At 68.3% G+C, this 14535-nt stretch carries 12 protein-coding genes; 6 read left to right on the top strand and 6 right to left on the bottom strand.

Going from position 1 to position 14535, the window contains the following annotated elements; translation table 11 throughout:
• Positions 1-227: 227 nt before the first annotated feature.
• Genes C4S70_RS13635 through C4S70_RS13650 form a run of 4 tightly spaced genes read right to left on the bottom strand, consistent with a single transcriptional unit; the run spans position 228 to position 6911 of the window.
• Positions 228-2270, bottom strand: a complete 2043-nt coding sequence (locus tag C4S70_RS13635) for a hypothetical protein (protein ID WP_104008667.1) — start codon at positions 2268-2270, stop codon at positions 228-230.
• The gene (locus C4S70_RS13640) at positions 2267-5035 is read right to left on the bottom strand and encodes a DUF4159 domain-containing protein (RefSeq protein WP_104008668.1); all 2769 of its coding nucleotides are present in this window, start codon (positions 5033-5035) and stop codon (positions 2267-2269) included. The genes C4S70_RS13635 and C4S70_RS13640 overlap by 4 nt, the downstream gene beginning before the upstream one ends.
• A complete protein-coding gene (locus tag C4S70_RS13645; protein ID WP_104008669.1) occupies positions 5032-5907 on the bottom strand; it encodes a DUF58 domain-containing protein in 876 nt (291 codons plus the stop codon). Before C4S70_RS13645 ends, C4S70_RS13640 begins: the two co-directional genes overlap by 4 nt.
• Positions 5904-6911, bottom strand: a complete 1008-nt coding sequence (locus C4S70_RS13650) for an AAA family ATPase (protein ID WP_104008670.1) — start codon at positions 6909-6911, stop codon at positions 5904-5906. Before C4S70_RS13650 ends, C4S70_RS13645 begins: the two co-directional genes overlap by 4 nt.
• A gap of 67 nt (positions 6912-6978) precedes the next feature.
• Between C4S70_RS13650 and C4S70_RS13655 the strand changes: the two genes are divergently transcribed.
• The 6 genes from C4S70_RS13655 (at position 6979) to C4S70_RS13680 (ending at position 12863) form a co-directional block, all read left to right on the top strand.
• Positions 6979-7560, top strand: coding sequence for a DUF1285 domain-containing protein (locus C4S70_RS13655; RefSeq protein ID WP_104008671.1), 582 nt, complete (start codon positions 6979-6981; stop codon positions 7558-7560).
• Positions 7561-7813: 253 nt separating this feature from the next.
• Positions 7814-8524 (top strand): transglycosylase SLT domain-containing protein, encoded by a 711-nt coding sequence (locus C4S70_RS13660; RefSeq protein WP_104008672.1) that lies wholly within the window; start codon positions 7814-7816, stop codon positions 8522-8524.
• Between the two features lie 40 nt (positions 8525-8564).
• Positions 8565-10580: a flagellar biosynthesis protein FlhA gene (gene flhA / locus C4S70_RS13665; RefSeq protein WP_104008713.1), complete on the top strand. Its 2016-nt coding sequence runs from the start codon at positions 8565-8567 to the stop codon at positions 10578-10580.
• Positions 10577-11347, top strand: a complete 771-nt coding sequence (locus tag C4S70_RS13670) for a flagellar biosynthetic protein FliR (protein WP_104008673.1) — start codon at positions 10577-10579, stop codon at positions 11345-11347. Before flhA ends, C4S70_RS13670 begins: the two co-directional genes overlap by 4 nt.
• Entirely contained in the window at positions 11344-12441 is a 1098-nt protein-coding gene (gene flhB / locus C4S70_RS13675; protein ID WP_104008674.1) for a flagellar type III secretion system protein FlhB, read from the top strand. Before C4S70_RS13670 ends, flhB begins: the two co-directional genes overlap by 4 nt.
• The gene (locus C4S70_RS13680; protein ID WP_104008675.1) at positions 12432-12863 is read left to right on the top strand and encodes a hypothetical protein; all 432 of its coding nucleotides are present in this window, start codon (positions 12432-12434) and stop codon (positions 12861-12863) included. The genes flhB and C4S70_RS13680 overlap by 10 nt, the downstream gene beginning before the upstream one ends.
• Before the next feature lie 17 nt (positions 12864-12880).
• On the opposite strand, the gene C4S70_RS13685 is transcribed toward C4S70_RS13680, so the two are convergent.
• Both C4S70_RS13685 and C4S70_RS13690 read right to left on the bottom strand, forming a co-directional pair.
• On the bottom strand, positions 12881-13117 hold the full coding sequence (locus C4S70_RS13685; protein ID WP_104008676.1) for a DUF2842 domain-containing protein: 237 nt from the start codon (positions 13115-13117) through the stop codon (positions 12881-12883).
• A gap of 4 nt (positions 13118-13121) precedes the next feature.
• On the bottom strand, positions 13122-14417 hold the full coding sequence (locus C4S70_RS13690) for an adenylosuccinate synthase (RefSeq protein WP_104008677.1): 1296 nt from the start codon (positions 14415-14417) through the stop codon (positions 13122-13124).
• Positions 14418-14535: the final 118 nt, after the last annotated feature.

Genomic DNA, 14535 nt, shown 5'->3' on the forward strand with positions numbered 1-14535 from the left:
CGGCGGCAAGCGCGTTGAGGCGGACGGAGATGGCGCGGGCGCCGCCGCGACCGGGCCGGGGCCGAAACCGGAGAGGATACGGGACACCCGCGGGCGCCTCATGCGAGAGCGGGGGATTCGCAGGGGGGCTCTGCCCCCCGGGCTGCGCCCTCCCCCCGGAGTATTTTCCGCAAGATGAAGGGGGGCGGGTTTCGGGTCGCGCCGGCGCCTTTCGTTTCGGACTGCCTCTATCGCCGTCCTTCCCGCAGCCAGCCGCCAAGGATCAACGCCGATGCCAGAACCAGCACCAGCCATGCCGGCAGAAGCGGCGTCCGGGTGACGCCGCGGATTTCATGGGCGCCGCGCGGAGTGATCCCCATCCAGCCGCGCCCGGCGGCGACGCGGCCCTCGCGCACGGCGCGGATCGCGGGCAATCCGTTCTCGAGCCGGAAAGCGCCGCCGCGCATCGTCGCCAGAACCGGGGCCAGAATCTCGTCCGTCGCGATGGTTCGTTCGAATTCGCGCGGGGCCGCCGGGCCGAGGCCGATCACCGCGGTCCGGTCGCCCTCGGCCAGCCGGTAGAGTCCGATTTCGGGGCCGTCATAGAGCGCCTCGAACCGCCCGGGGCCGACCTGTTTCAGCGTCACGCTGTCGGTGCCGCCATCGGGGCGGGTGATCGTGACAGGGCCGACCGTATCGCCCAGGGTGCGGCGGATGACCCGCATCCGCTGGCCGGTTGCCTCGGCCTGGAGGGTTTCTTCCTCGAGTTCAGGTTCCTTCATCGCCCAGTGCGCCAGACGGCGGAGCAGTTCCAGCTGCGGGCCGCCGCCCTGATAGCCGCGGCTCCAGAGCCAGGCCTGATCCGAGGCGAGAAGCGCCACGCGCCCCTTGTCCACGCGGTCCAGGATCAGCAGCGGCGCGTCGTCCGCTCCTGTCATCACGACTTCGCCGGAACCAGGGTCGAGCTCTATCTGGCGCAACCAGGATCCCCATTCGCCGGCATGCGGCAACCCCGCCGTGACCGGGTGGCGTTCGCCGGTGTCGGTGACCTTCGGCCGGTAGCGGCGTTCGATCACGCGGGCGGTAGGGGCGGCGGGCAGGATGGTTTCCAGCGGCGAGCGGTAGATGCTTTCGGCCCCGGCGAAATCGGGGCCCGCCGCCACCAGAAGCGCCCCGCCCCGTCTGACGTAATCGGCCACGTTGCCCAGATAGAGCGAAGGCAGGATGCCGCGCCGCTTGTAACGGTCGAAGATGATGAGGTCGAAATCGTCGATCTTTTCCAGGAACAGCTCACGCGTGGGAAAGGCGATCAGCGAGAGTTCCTCGACCGGCACGCCGTCCTGCTTTTCCGGCGGGCGCAGAATGGTGAAATGCACCAGATCCACCGCGCTGTCGGATTTCAGAAGGTTCCGCCAGGTGCGCCCGCCCTGATACGGTTCGCCCGAGACCAGCAGAACGCGCAGCCGGTCGCGCACCCCGTTGATCTGAATCACGGCGGCGTTGTTGCGGTCTGTGATCTCGCCCTCGGCCTGCGGCACCGCAAAGCGGATCACGTTGCGCCCGCCATGGCCCAGCGTCACCGGAACGTCGATGTCGCGCCCGATCGGTATCATGTAGCGCTGGGGCGGCTCGCCATCCACCGATACGTCGATGGGCACCGTCGCCACGTCACGCGGGGCGGCGCCGTCGTCGTCCACGCGCAGGGTGAGCGTCACCGGCTCGCCCATGATGGCAAAGGCCGGGGCGTTGCGCACCGTCAGGCGGCGGTCCCAGTCGGTTGCATGGCCGGTCATCAGCAGGTGCATGGGCGCGGGCAGGTCGGGGGCCCGGTCGATGTCGTGCACCCGCCCGTCCGACACCGCGATGATTCCCGCCACCCGCGCGCGCGGCTCCTGGGCCAGCGCCTCGGACAGGGCGGACATCAGGCGGGTGCCCTCGTCGCCCGGGCCATCCGTCACCGTCACCCGGCGCAGTTCGGTGTTGGGGCGGGCCGCGATCTCGGCCGCGAGACGGTCGGCGGCGCGGATGGTCTGATCGGGGCGGTCTGACAGGGCCTGGCTCGCGGTCCTGTCCTCCAGCAGAATCACAATGTCGCTGAGCGGCGCGCGGTCCTCGACCTGCCAGACCGTACCCGAAAGCGCCGCCAGCAATGCCAGCGCGCCCAAGCCTCGCAGCCACCAGCCCGCCAGGCCCCGCCAGGCCGCCAGCGCCACCGCCGCCAGCGACAGGCCCGCCAGCGCGGCCAGCCAGGGCCAGGGCAGAAGGGGCGCGAAGATGACGGTTCCGGTCATTGCCCCAGCCTTTCCAGCAGCGCCGGCACATGCACCTGGTCGGACTTGTAGTTGCCGGTCAGCACATACATCACGAGGTTCACGCCAAACCGCCGGGCCAGTTCGCGCTGGCGTTCTCCGGTCAGGCCCCGCCCGACGAGGAACATGGGCGATCCGTTCTCGTCCACCGCCCAGGCCGCCGCCCAGTCATTGCCGCCGATCACCACCGGCGACACGCCGTCATTGAGGTTGCGAAAGGGCATGCCCTCGACCTGTTCGGCATCGGGCGGGGCGGCTTCGACCCAGACGTCGCGGCCGGGATAGCGGCCGGGGAAGTCCTGCAGCAGGTAGAAGGTGCGGGTCAGAACGTGGTCGCGCGGGACGGGTTCCAGCGGCGGGATGTCCAGCGGCGCGGCAATTCGCTGCAGGGCGCGGCCGTTGGGGCTGGAGGCCCCGAACCCGGCGATGTCGGCGTCGCGGGTGTCGAACAGTATCATCCCCCCCGACCGCAGATACTGGTTCAGCTTGGCATAGGCCGCGTCCGAGGGCAGCGGCTGGTCCGGCGTGATCGGCCAGTAGAGCAGGGGAAAAAAGGCCAGTTCGTCGGTTTCCAGGTTCACGCCCATCGGGTTGGCCGGCTCGACCGAGGTGCGGAAAAACAGCGTGTCCGAAAGCCCCTTGAGCCCCGCCTCGGCCACCTCGTCCACGCGACGGTCGCCGGTCAGGACATGGGCCAGAACCACTTCGCGCGTGGCCTCGATGGCGATCTCCTCGTCATCCTGCTGCGCGGTGGCGGGGGCGGGCGGCAGGGCGAGCAGCCCCAGCGCCAGGGCGGCGGCCACCCGCGTCGCGCCCAGCCGGCCCGAGAGCGCCAGCGACGCCACCACGTCCGCCGCCAGCAGGATCAGCGCCAGCGCCAGCAGCACCCCGCCCAACGGGCGTTCGGCGCGCACCGCCAGCCCCTCGACCGGCACGCCCTCCGGCCATGTGGCGGCCGCCAGCACGTCGCCCGCACCGATGACGTTGCGCGCCAGCCGCCGTTCGCCGTCATCGTAGAGGCCGGGGCGCAGATCCGGCCCCAAGGGCGCCGACACCAGCGCCGGACCGTCCACCCCCGGCAGGGTGCCCGCGTCGCGCAGCGTGCCGAACCCGTCGAGCACCTGCACCGGCGTCCATGTGGTGCCCTCGAGATCGGCCGCCTGCGGCATCCGGGTCGAAGAGGACACGGCCAGCCGCTCCAGCATTTCCACAAACAGCCCCGACAGCGGCAGGGTGGACCATTCGGCATTGGCGGTGACGTGGAACAAGACCACCTGCCCCTGCCCCACGGCCTTGCGCGTGACCAGCGGCGTGCCGTCGTTCAAGGCCGCGATCACCCGTTCGGCCAGCGTCGGGTCGGGTTGGGCCACCACCTGCGCGGTCACCTGAACGTCGGCGGGAATGCGCAACCCGTAAAACGGCGAGGTTTCGGAGAAAGGCGCCAGCGCCTTGGGTTCGCCCCAGCTCATCGTGCCGCCCACCGTCCGCCCGCCCGAGCGCAACCGGACCGGCATCAGCGGGTCTTCCTCGGCCCGGCTGACATCGCTGGCCGCAAGGCGCGGCCCGGCAAAGCGCAGCAGCATCCCGCCCGCTTCGACCCATCCGGTCAACGCGGCCTGTTCGGCGGGCGCAAGCCGGGCCACGTCGGCCAGCACGATCACGTCGGGGTTGGCGGGCAGCAGGTCCATCAGCGCCCCTTCCAGCACCTCCGCCGTGGGCACCAGCGCCTGCCGCAGATAGTGCAGCGGGGACAAAAGCTCGAGCCCCTCGCGGTCGGTTCGCCCGGCGATCAGCGCCACCTCGCGCCGGCGCAGCCCGTCATCGGCCAGCGCCACCGCGCCTGCCGAGCGCTGCCCCTGCAACTCGAACCGGGTGATCCGGGCGCGCAGTTCCGAGGGCAGCGACAGCGCGGCCTCGGCCCGGTCCTCTCCGGCCGGGAATTCGGCCTTGACCGTCGCCAGAATGCGGGCGTTGCCGGCCGGATCGCGCCCTTGGGCCAGGATCGTGACCTCGCGCGCGAGCCCGCCGCCCGACCGCCGCGCCACCAGATGCAGCGCGCCGTCGCGGAACTCGGGCCGTTCCAGCGCCAGTACCGGCGCGGCGGTCTGGAACACGCGCAACCGCCCGCGGTCGCGCAGGGCATCCGTGATCGCCGCCCGCCCCTCGAAGTCCAGCCCGTCCGTCAACCACAGCGTGTCGAACCCGCCCTCGACCCGGTCCAGCGCCGCCAGCGTGGCCTCCACCTGATCCAACGTCGGCATCCAGGGTTCCGGCCGCAATCCGGCCAACCCGCGGGTCAGAACATCGGCCGACTGGAACACGGGCGGTTCGGGCGCGGTCAGCCGCAGCACCGCGACCGGGCGCCCGGCGCGGCCGGCATCGGTCAGCTGCGCCTGCATCAGCGCCATCTTGTCTTTCCAGTGCGGCGCCCCGGCCCAGCCCGCATCCAGCACGATCAGCAGCGGCCCCGTCCCACCCTGTTCGCGCGGCTGTGGGTTCAGCACCGGGCCGGCAAACCCCACGATCGCGGCCGCCACCGCCAGCATCCGCAAGAGCAACAGCCACCACGGCGTGCGGTCGGTGACGCTTTCGTCATCCTTGAGCCCCAGTAGCAGCGACACCGCCGGGAACAGCCGCCGGATCGGCGCGGGCGGCACCGCGCGCAGGATCAGCCACAGGATCGGCAGCGCGGCCAGCGCGATCAGCAGCCAGGGCGAGGCAAAGCCGATGCCGAAGATCGTGGTCATCGCCCGCCCCCGTCCAGCGCGCGATAAAGCCACAGCAGCGCCGACTGCGCGCTCTCGCCGGTATGGTGCATGCCCACCTGCCAGCCGGTGCCATGGCAGAGCTGGTGCAACTCGGCCTTGCGCGCGGCAAGCCGTTCCAGATAGCGGTCGCGCAGTTCGCCGGCCTTGAGCGTTTCATGGGCCAGCGTGCCGCCGATGCTTTCGAAGATCGTCCGCCCGCGATAGGGGAAACTCTCCTCGGCCGGGTCCAGCACCTGCAGCAGAACGCCGCGCACGCCCCGGTCGGCGGCCTTGGTGAGCGCCTGCCGCACGCCGTCGATGTCGCCCAGAAAATCCGAGATGAACACCGCCCGCGCATGAGGGATCATAGCCCGGTGTTCAGGCGCGGCATAGTCCGCCGGGTCGTCCTGCGCAAAGGCCTGCGCCAGCCGCGCGATCTGGGCATTGCCTCGCCGCGGCGGCAGGGCGGTGCCCGTCAGCCCAACCCGTTCGCCCCCGCGCACCAGCAGGATGCCCAGCGCCAGCGCCAATAGCCGCGCCCGGTCGATCTTGGCGGGCAGGTCGGGTTCGGAGGCGAACCGCATCGACGCGCCCTGATCGACCCACAGCAGCACCGACTGCGCGATCTGCCATTCCCGCTCGCGCACATATTGCTGATCCCCCCGCGCGGAGCGGCGGTGGTCGATCATGCGCCTGCTGTCGCCCGCCTGCGCCGGGCGATACTGCCAGAAATCGTCGCCCATCCCGGCCCGCCGCCGGCCGTGTTCGCCCAGCAGCACCGTGCCCGCCAGATGCTCGGCGCGGGCCAGAAGCGGCGGCAGCCGGGCGGCTTCGCGCTCGGCGCGTTCGCGAAGGGATGGGTGCGTGGTCACGCGGCGGCCCCGGTGGGAACCAACCCGGCGGCGGTGGTGTCGATCAGATCGGCCAGGCTGTCGCCCCGCGCCCGCGCGGCAAAGTTCAGCGCCATCCGGTGGCTCAGCACCGGGCGGGCCATGTCGATCACGTCGTCCAGATCGGGCACCAGCCGGCCCTGCAGCAGCGCCCGCGCCCGCACCGTCAGCATCAGCGCCTGCGCCGCACGCGGCCCCGGCCCCCAGGCGACGGTTTCCGCGACTCGCTCCGAGACGCCCGGCTCGCCGGGGCGAAAGGCGCGCACGAGGTCGAGGATCGCCTCGACCACCGACTCGCCCACCGGCATCCGCCGCAGCAGGGTCTGCGCGGCGATCAGCTCGGCGGCAGTGAATACCTGTTCGGACTGCGCCTCCTCGGTGCCTGTGGTGGCCAGCAGGATCTCGCGTTCGGTGTCGCGGTCGGGATAATCCACGTCGATCTGCACCAGGAACCGGTCGAGCTGCGCCTCGGGCAGGGGATAAGTGCCTTCCTGCTCGATCGGGTTCTGGGTGGCGAGCACATGAAAGGGCGGCTCCAGCGGGCGGTTTTCGCCGGCGACGGTCACCATGCGCTCCTGCATCGCCTGCAGCAGCGCCGACTGCGTGCGGGGGCTGGCGCGGTTGATTTCGTCCGCCATCAGCAACTGGCAGAAGATCGGCCCCGGAATGAAGCGGAAGGACCGCGTGCCGTCCGGCGCGGTTTCCAGCACCTCCGAGCCGAGGATGTCGGCCGGCATCAGGTCGGGGGTGAACTGGATGCGGTTGCCCCTGAGCCCCATCACGGTGGACAGCGTCTCCACCAGCCGCGTCTTGCCCAGCCCCGGCAGGCCGATCAGCAGCGCATGCCCGCCGCACAGAAGCGCCGACAGCGTCAGGTCAACGACCCGGTCCTGGCCGATGAAGCGGCGGGTGATCGACGCGCGGGCGCGGGCGAGCTTTTCCTCGAGCGCCTCGATTTCGGCGATCAGATCGGCAGAGTCGGACATGACATTCCCTTCGTGCGACGTATATCCTGGGGTGAGTGTATCGCGCGCAGAGGAAATGGCAAAAGCTATGAGCGGACAAAAGCCTGTTACCCGGACGGCAGACGACATCGCCAAGACCGCGCGCAAGGCGAAGAAAACGGGCCCGGCGCCGGTACACCTGTGGAACCCGCCGTTTTCAGGCGATCTGGACATGCGGATTGCGCGGGACGGAAGCTGGCACTACCAGGGCTCGCCGATCCAGCGCCCCGAACTGGTCCGGCTGTTCGCGTCCATCCTGAAGAAGGAGGGCGAGCGGTATTTCCTTGTCACGCCGGTGGAAAAGGTGGGCATCACCGTCGATGACGCGCCCTTTGCGGCCGTGGATTTCGACGTGGCCGGCGAGGGTCGCGATCAGGTTCTGACCTTTCGCACCAACGTGGACGACACCGTTGCCGCCGGCCCGGAACATCCGATTCGCGTGCGCCGCGACCCTCAGACGGGCGAGCCGTCCCCCTATGTCATGATCCGCGCGGGGCTCGAGGCGCTGATCGACCGCAAGAGCTTTTACCGCCTTGTCGATCTTGGCGAACATCACGACGGCTGGTTCGGCCTGTGGTCTTCGGGCGTGTTCTTTCCCGTCATCCGGTCGGAAGAGCTGGAGGGGCTTTAGGATCGAGCTCCGCGACCGGGACTCGAAAGCCGCCAGCGGCGACCCCTCCGGTTCCATTTCGGCCGGATCCCCCGCACATCCGGGCATGTCATAACCAGTTCTAAACAAATTCGCCCCATGGTCGCGGCTGAAACCAAGTGTGAGAACGCACCGAGTCCCTGTCATGCCACGACCAGCCGACGGCAAAGCCGCACCATTGTCCGGAACATGGCCTGACAGGCTGCCGGTCCACCTTGCGGGACTTCTGGTTGCGATGCTGGCTGCAATCATCGCCCCGGCCGAGGCCGCGCCCGACGCGCGCACGCGGGCCGTCTGCGATCGCGCGGCCAACCGTGCGGCGCGTCAATACGGCGTGCCGGCCGATGTCATGTTGGCCCTGACGCGGACCGAAACCGGACGCGCCGGCCCCGATGGCCTGTATCCGTGGCCCTGGACGGTCAACCTGCAGGGCAAGGGGTTCTGGTTCGACAGCGCCGAAGAGGTGCGCGCCTTCGTTCGGCGCAGCATCAGGCGCGGGGCGCTCAGTTTCGATGTCGGTTGTTTCCAGATCAACTACAAATGGCACGGGGACGCCTTTGCCTCGGTCGAGGACATGATCGACCCCTGGAAGAACGCAACCTATGCAGCACGCTTCCTCGCGGAGCTGCACCGGGAACTTGGCGACTGGACGCAAGCCGCCGGCGCCTACCATTCCCGTACCGCACGTCATGCAAAGAGATATGTCCGACGCTTTGAAAGGATTCGCGCGACGTTGCCGAAAGGTGCGCGCCGCCTGGCAGGTCCGTCCGAACGGATGCCGCTCTCCGGTCTCGTGCCTGCGGCGGCACGGACGGATGGGCCGCTCCGTTCGGGGGGCGCTCCTCTCGGCTCGCTGGTGCCGACGGCCGCGGCCGACGCCGGTGCCTCGCTGCCACTCATATCGATGAACGAAAGGACCGGCTTCGGTGATTTCATCCGCGACTAGAGGCCTGTTCTCGCCGACGGTGCTGCTGGCCATCGCGCTCATGGCAGTCATCGTCATGATGATCCTGCCGGTGCCCTCGTGGCTTCTGGACATCGGCCTCACGGCATCCTTCGGGCTTGCGATCCTGATCTTCACACTGACCCTGTTCATCGAAAAGCCGCTCGACTTTTCGTCCTTTCCCACCGTTCTGCTGGCTTCGCTGATGCTGCGGCTGTCGCTGAACGTGTCCTCGACGAAACTCATCATCGGCCAGGGGCACACCGGCACCGCGGCCGCGGGCAACGTGATCGAAGGCTTTGCCCAGTTCATCATGGGCGGCAGCGTGTTTCTGGGCCTCGTGGTGTTCGGGATCCTGCTGATCGTCAACTTCATGGTCATCACCAAGGGTGCCGCGCGCATGGCCGAGGTCGGCGCACGGTTCGCGCTGGACGGGATGCCGGGCAAGCAGCTTGCCATCGACAGCGACATGTCGGCCGGCGCCATCACGCATGACGAGGCGCGCGCCCGCCGCGAACGCGAACAACTGGAAACGACGTTCTTCGGATCGCTCGACGGGGCCTCGAAATTCGTCAAGGGAGATGCGGTTGCCGGCCTTCTGATCACGCTTCTGAACCTCGTTATGGGGCTGGTCATGGGCGTGACGGTCCATGGCATGCCGTTTTCCGCCGCGTTCGAAACCTACGCCATCCTCACAGTCGGCGACGGGCTGGTGACGCAGATACCCGCCGTTATCATTTCGATTGCCTCGGCCCTTCTTCTGGCCAGAGGCGGCAACCAGGGGGCGACCGATCTGACCTTGCTGCGCCAGCTCGGCGGCCACCCGGCGGCGCTGGCCACCGTGGCGGTGCTGCTTTCGCTGTTCGCGCTGGTCCCCGGACTGCCCTTCGTACCCTTCATGATCGGTGCGGTGCTGCTCGGGGCGGCGGCCTGGCGCCTGAAAGACCGCGAGGAAAGCCCCGAGGAAGAAACTGCCGCGCCCGCCGAGCCGCAGGAACAGGCGCTGGGCGACATACTTCATCTCGACGATATACACGTCGAATTCGCACCGGATCTGGTGGCGATGGTTCTTGACCCCGGCGCCGGGCTGGATGCCCGAATCTCGAGCATGCGCAAACATGTCGCCAAGGCGTATGGTCTCATCCTTCCCGAAATCCGACTGACCGATCAGCCGGAACTGCCCACCGGCACCTATGCGATCCGCATCCAGGGGGTCGAACAGGCCCGTGGCGTCCTGCATCCCGATCTGGTTCTTGCACTGGCGGCCGACATGGAGGCCGATCTCCCCCAGGGCACGGACGTGACCGAGCCGGTCTATGGCGCCCCCGCGCGCTGGATCTCGCCCAAGGAGCAGGACGCCGCGGTGCTGAGCGGCGCGACCGTCGTGACGCCGCCGGAGATACTTTCGACCCATCTGCTGGAAACCATCAAGCAGAACTTCCCGAGACTGCTGACGCTCAAGTCGCTCCGTCGCCTGCTGTCGGAGATGACCCGGCTGTCGGACCCGGCCCAGGCGGAAGCGAACCGCAAGCTTCTGGACGAACTGATCCCGGACAAGGTTCCGATCGACATCCTGCACGGCGTGCTTCGGCTGCTGCTCGAGGAAAGGGTCTCGATCCGCAACCTGCCCCTCATTCTGGAAGCCATCGCAGAGGCCCGTCTGCAGGCGTCTCAGCCCGAGCAGATCTGCGAGCATGTCCGCCGGAGGTTGGGCTTTCAGCTGGTGGCCGAACTCACGCGCGAGGACGGAACGCTGCCGCTGGTTCAGCTGGACCCGCAGTGGGAGGAAACCTTTCAGGCCTACCAGCTGGATCGGGACGGGGGCGTTCCGGATGTCGCGCTGCCGCCGGCGCAGTTCAACCAGCTGGCGGACGGGATTGCCGAAACCCTGCGGCAGGTCTCCGAACGCGGCATTTTTGCCGCCCTGATCACCACCGCGCCCAGACGCCGATTCCTCCGGACTGTTCTGCGGACCCGAAACATTCAGAACCCGGTTCTGTCCTTCGACGAAATCGGCATCGACAGCCGGCCGGCGCTGGTCGGGACGGTGGCCGCATGACCGTGTCCGGAAACGACCTGATTGCGCTCTTGCACGGGCCGCTCTGGACCTGGTTCGCCGTATTCCTTCGGGTCGCCGGCGCCGTCTCGGTCGCGCCCGCATTCGGCCATCGCCTGGTTCCCCTCCGCATTCGCCTGGCCGTGGCCGTCATGTTTTCGGCTGTCGTGGCGCCCGCGATCGCCCCGGTGCCGGACCAGCCCACCAGCGGACTCCCACTTTCCCTGATTGTCACCGAAACCCTTGTCGGCCTGTGCCTGGGCATCGCCCTGCGGTTCCTGGTCTTCGGACTGCAGATCGCGGGAACCATCATCGCCCAGGCGACGTCGCTGTCGCAGCTTCTCGGCAATGCCGGGGAACCCTCTCCGACGATCGCGCAGATTCTTCATCTCGCGGCGCTTGCGCTGGCCATGTCCGCCGGGTTCCACACCCAGGCGGCGGAATACCTGATCCGTTCCTATGACCTCTTTCCGCCCGGACAATTGCCCCTACCGGGTGCGCTTTCGGCGTGGAGCGTTTCACATGCCAGCCACATTTTCGCGCTTGCCTTTTCGTTGTCCGCTCCCTTCGTGATCGCGTCGCTGCTTTACAATCTCACACTTGGCGCAATCAACCGGGCCATGCCGCAGCTCATGGTGACCTTGGTCGGCGCCCCCGCGATCGCCTTTGGCGGCTTGTGCCTGTTCCTGCTGCTCGCGCCGATCCTTCTGATGATCTGGCTCGACGCGTTCCATGAAACTCTCCTCTCCCCGTTCGAGACCGCACCATGAGCGAAAGCGACGACCGCAGCCAAGACAAGCCCCACGAGCCGACGCCCCAGAAACTCCGCAAGGCGCGGGAAAAAGGCGACATTCCGCTTTCTGCGGATCTTTCCCTTGCGGCGGGCTATTTCGGCTTCTTTCTGGTTGCGACGGCCTTGGGCGGGCATGTGGTTTCGCAACTCGGCAGTCCGCTCGGCGCCTTGCTCGACCGCCCGGACCGGCTGTCCGAGCAGGTCTTCGACGGCGGCGCGCGCGCGGTCTCGGGCCAGTTGCTGATGGCGCTTTCCGCGCCGCTTGGCCTGATCTTCGCCATCCCCGCGATCGCCGCACTGTTGTCGATCGTGGCTCAGCGCGGGCTGGTCTTTTCGGGCTCCCGCCTTCAGCCGAAACTCGCGCGGATCTCGATCATTTCAAACGCGGGGAAAAAGTTCGGGCGCGCCGGCCTGTTCGAATTCTTCAAAAGTCTGATCAAACTGATCGTTTACGCCGCCGTGTTGGGCTGGTTACTGCATGGGCGTCTGCACGACATCGTCGCCACTGTTCACATGCCCGCGCCAGCCGCCGCCGTGGAGCTGGCGCGGTTGTCCGTGCAACTGCTGGGGATGATCGTCGTCGTCGCGTTTGCGATCGCCGCCGTCGATACGGTCTGGCAGCACCTTGAATACCGGCGACGGCACCGGATGACGCACAAGGAACTGATGGACGAGTTCAAGGAGATGGAGGGCGATCCGCACGTCAAGCAGGAGCGGCGGCAGCGGGGACACGAGATCGCGACCTCGCGCATGATGGCGGACGTGCCGACGGCGGATGTGGTGATCGTGAACCCGACGCATTACGCGGTTGCGCTGAAATGGGACCGCGCGCCCGGCTCGGCCCCGGTCTGTGTGGCCAAGGGAGTGGACGAGGTCGCCGCAAGTATCCGCGCCGCGGCCGAAGAGGCCGGCGTGCCGATCCACTCCGACCCACCCACCGCGCGGGCGCTGCACGCGACGGTCGATCTTGGCCAGGAAATCGCCGAAGAGCATTACCGCGCCGTTGCCGCAGCGATCCGCTTTGCCGACCGGATGCGCAAAATCGCAAGGGAACAGTCCGCATGGAGATGAAAGACCTTCGGCAGCTCGCCACGCTGACCGAACTCATGTTTCTGAAAGAGGCCGAGCAGATCCGCCCGCTGATCGCGCAGGAACAGGGGTGCCGCCGGCGGCTGGCGCAACTGGACAAATCCGCGTCCGAAGCCGACCGCCACTATGCCGCCGACCCCCGGCTGCGGGCGAGCGGGGCGGAAATCGCCTGGAAATCGTGGGAAACGGGCACGCGATCCCGGCTCAACGTGGAACTCGCCCGGGTGGTCGCACTCAGGCGCCACGCGACCGAGCGTGTGCAGCGCGCCTTTGGCCGGGACCAGTCCATGCAGGCGCTGCTGCAGACCACGCGGCAAAAGGCGCTGCGCGACCATGCGCGGCGACAAGAGGCGCAGCTGTCGGAAGCCGCGCTGCTCAGGCCCCCGCGCCGGAATGCGCCGTAGCCTCCTCCAGAGGCGCGTCAGTCGTCCTTGTCCTGCGGGGCCGCGTCCGGATCGGCCTGACCGACGCCGCGAAACACGAACTTGAAGGGCAGCGCCCACAGCACCCCCAGACCGACATAGATCAGCAATTCGACCAGCAAGGGAGGGCGATCAAGCCAGTTCACCACGGTCACGGCGGCCACGATATAGATCGGCAGACCGATCAGAAGGATCACCAGAGACCAGCGGCGGCGAGCCTTGTAGGACAGTGCCATGGCCCTAGTCCGCGAAGGGGTCGGTCACGAGGATCGTGTCGTCGCGCTCCGGGCTGGTCGAGAGCAGCGCCACGGGACATTCGATCAGTTCCTCGACCCGCCGCACATACTTGATCGCGTTGGCGGGCAGGTCCGCCCAGCTGCGCGCGCCTTCGGTCGATTCCGACCAGCCCGGCATCTCTTCATAGATCGGCTTGCATCGGGCCTGGTGGTCGGCCGCGGTCGGCAGGTGGTCGATCCGCTCGCCGTCCAGTTCGTAGCCGACGCAGATCTTCAGCGTCTCGAACCCGTCCAGCACGTCCAGCTTGGTCAGCGCGATGCCGTTGATGCCGGAAATCGCGCAGGTCTGGCGCACCAGAACCGCGTCGAACCAGCCGCAGCGGCGCTTGCGCCCCGTGGTGGTTCCAAATTCGTGCCCGCGTTCGCCCAGCCGCTGGCCGTCGGCGTCGTGCAGTTCGGTCGGGAACGGGCCTTCGCCGACGCGGGTGGTATAGGCCTTGACGATGCCGAGAACGAAGTCGATCGCGTTCGGCCCGATGCCGACCCCGGTTGCCGCCTGCCCGGCGATCACGTTGGACGAGGTGACGAAGGGATAGGTGCCGAAGTCGATGTCCAGCAGCGCCCCCTGCGCGCCCTCGAACAGGATCCGCTTGCCGGCGCGGCGGCGTTCGTTCATCACCCGCCAGACCGGCCCCGCGAATTGCAGAATCTGCGGCGCGATCTCCTTGAGCTGCGCGATCAGCGCGTCGCGGTCCACCGGCGCGATCCCCAGCCCCCTGCGCAGCGGGTCGTGATGCTGCAGCGCCCGGTCCACCCGCGCCTGAAGCGTCGCATCGTCGGCCAGATCGGCCACGCGCACCGACCGGCGGCCGACCTTGTCCTCGTAGGCCGGGCCGATGCCGCGACCGGTGGTGCCGATCTTGGTGCCCTTGCTGGCGGCCTCTTCGCGCGCGCGGTCGAGTTCGCCGTGAATCGGCAGGATCAGCGGGGTGTTCTCGGCGATCATCAAGGTTTCGGGCGTGATCTCGACCCCTTGGGCGCGGATCGTCTCGATCTCCTGCACAAGATGCCAGGGGTCCAGCACCACGCCGTTGCCGATCACCGACAGCTTGCCGCCGCGCACCACGCCCGAGGGCAGCGCGTGCAGCTTGTAGGTCACCCCGTCGATGACCAGCGTATGCCCCGCGTTGTGGCCGCCCTGAAACCGCGCGATCACGTCCGCGCGTTCGCTGAGCCAGTCAACGATCTTGCCTTTTCCTTCGTCGCCCCACTGGGCGCCGACCACGACGACATTGGCCATGTCCGGTCCTTTTCATGACTCGAAAACCCGCGCCCGTATACCGATCGCGACGCGTCAGGGAAACCGCAATTTCGCCGCATCCGCCGTGCCGGGGCTGGACAGGACTCGCGCTTTGCGC

The organism is Jhaorihella thermophila (assembly GCF_900108275.1).
In the GTDB taxonomy this organism is placed as follows: domain Bacteria; phylum Pseudomonadota; class Alphaproteobacteria; order Rhodobacterales; family Rhodobacteraceae; genus Jhaorihella; species Jhaorihella thermophila.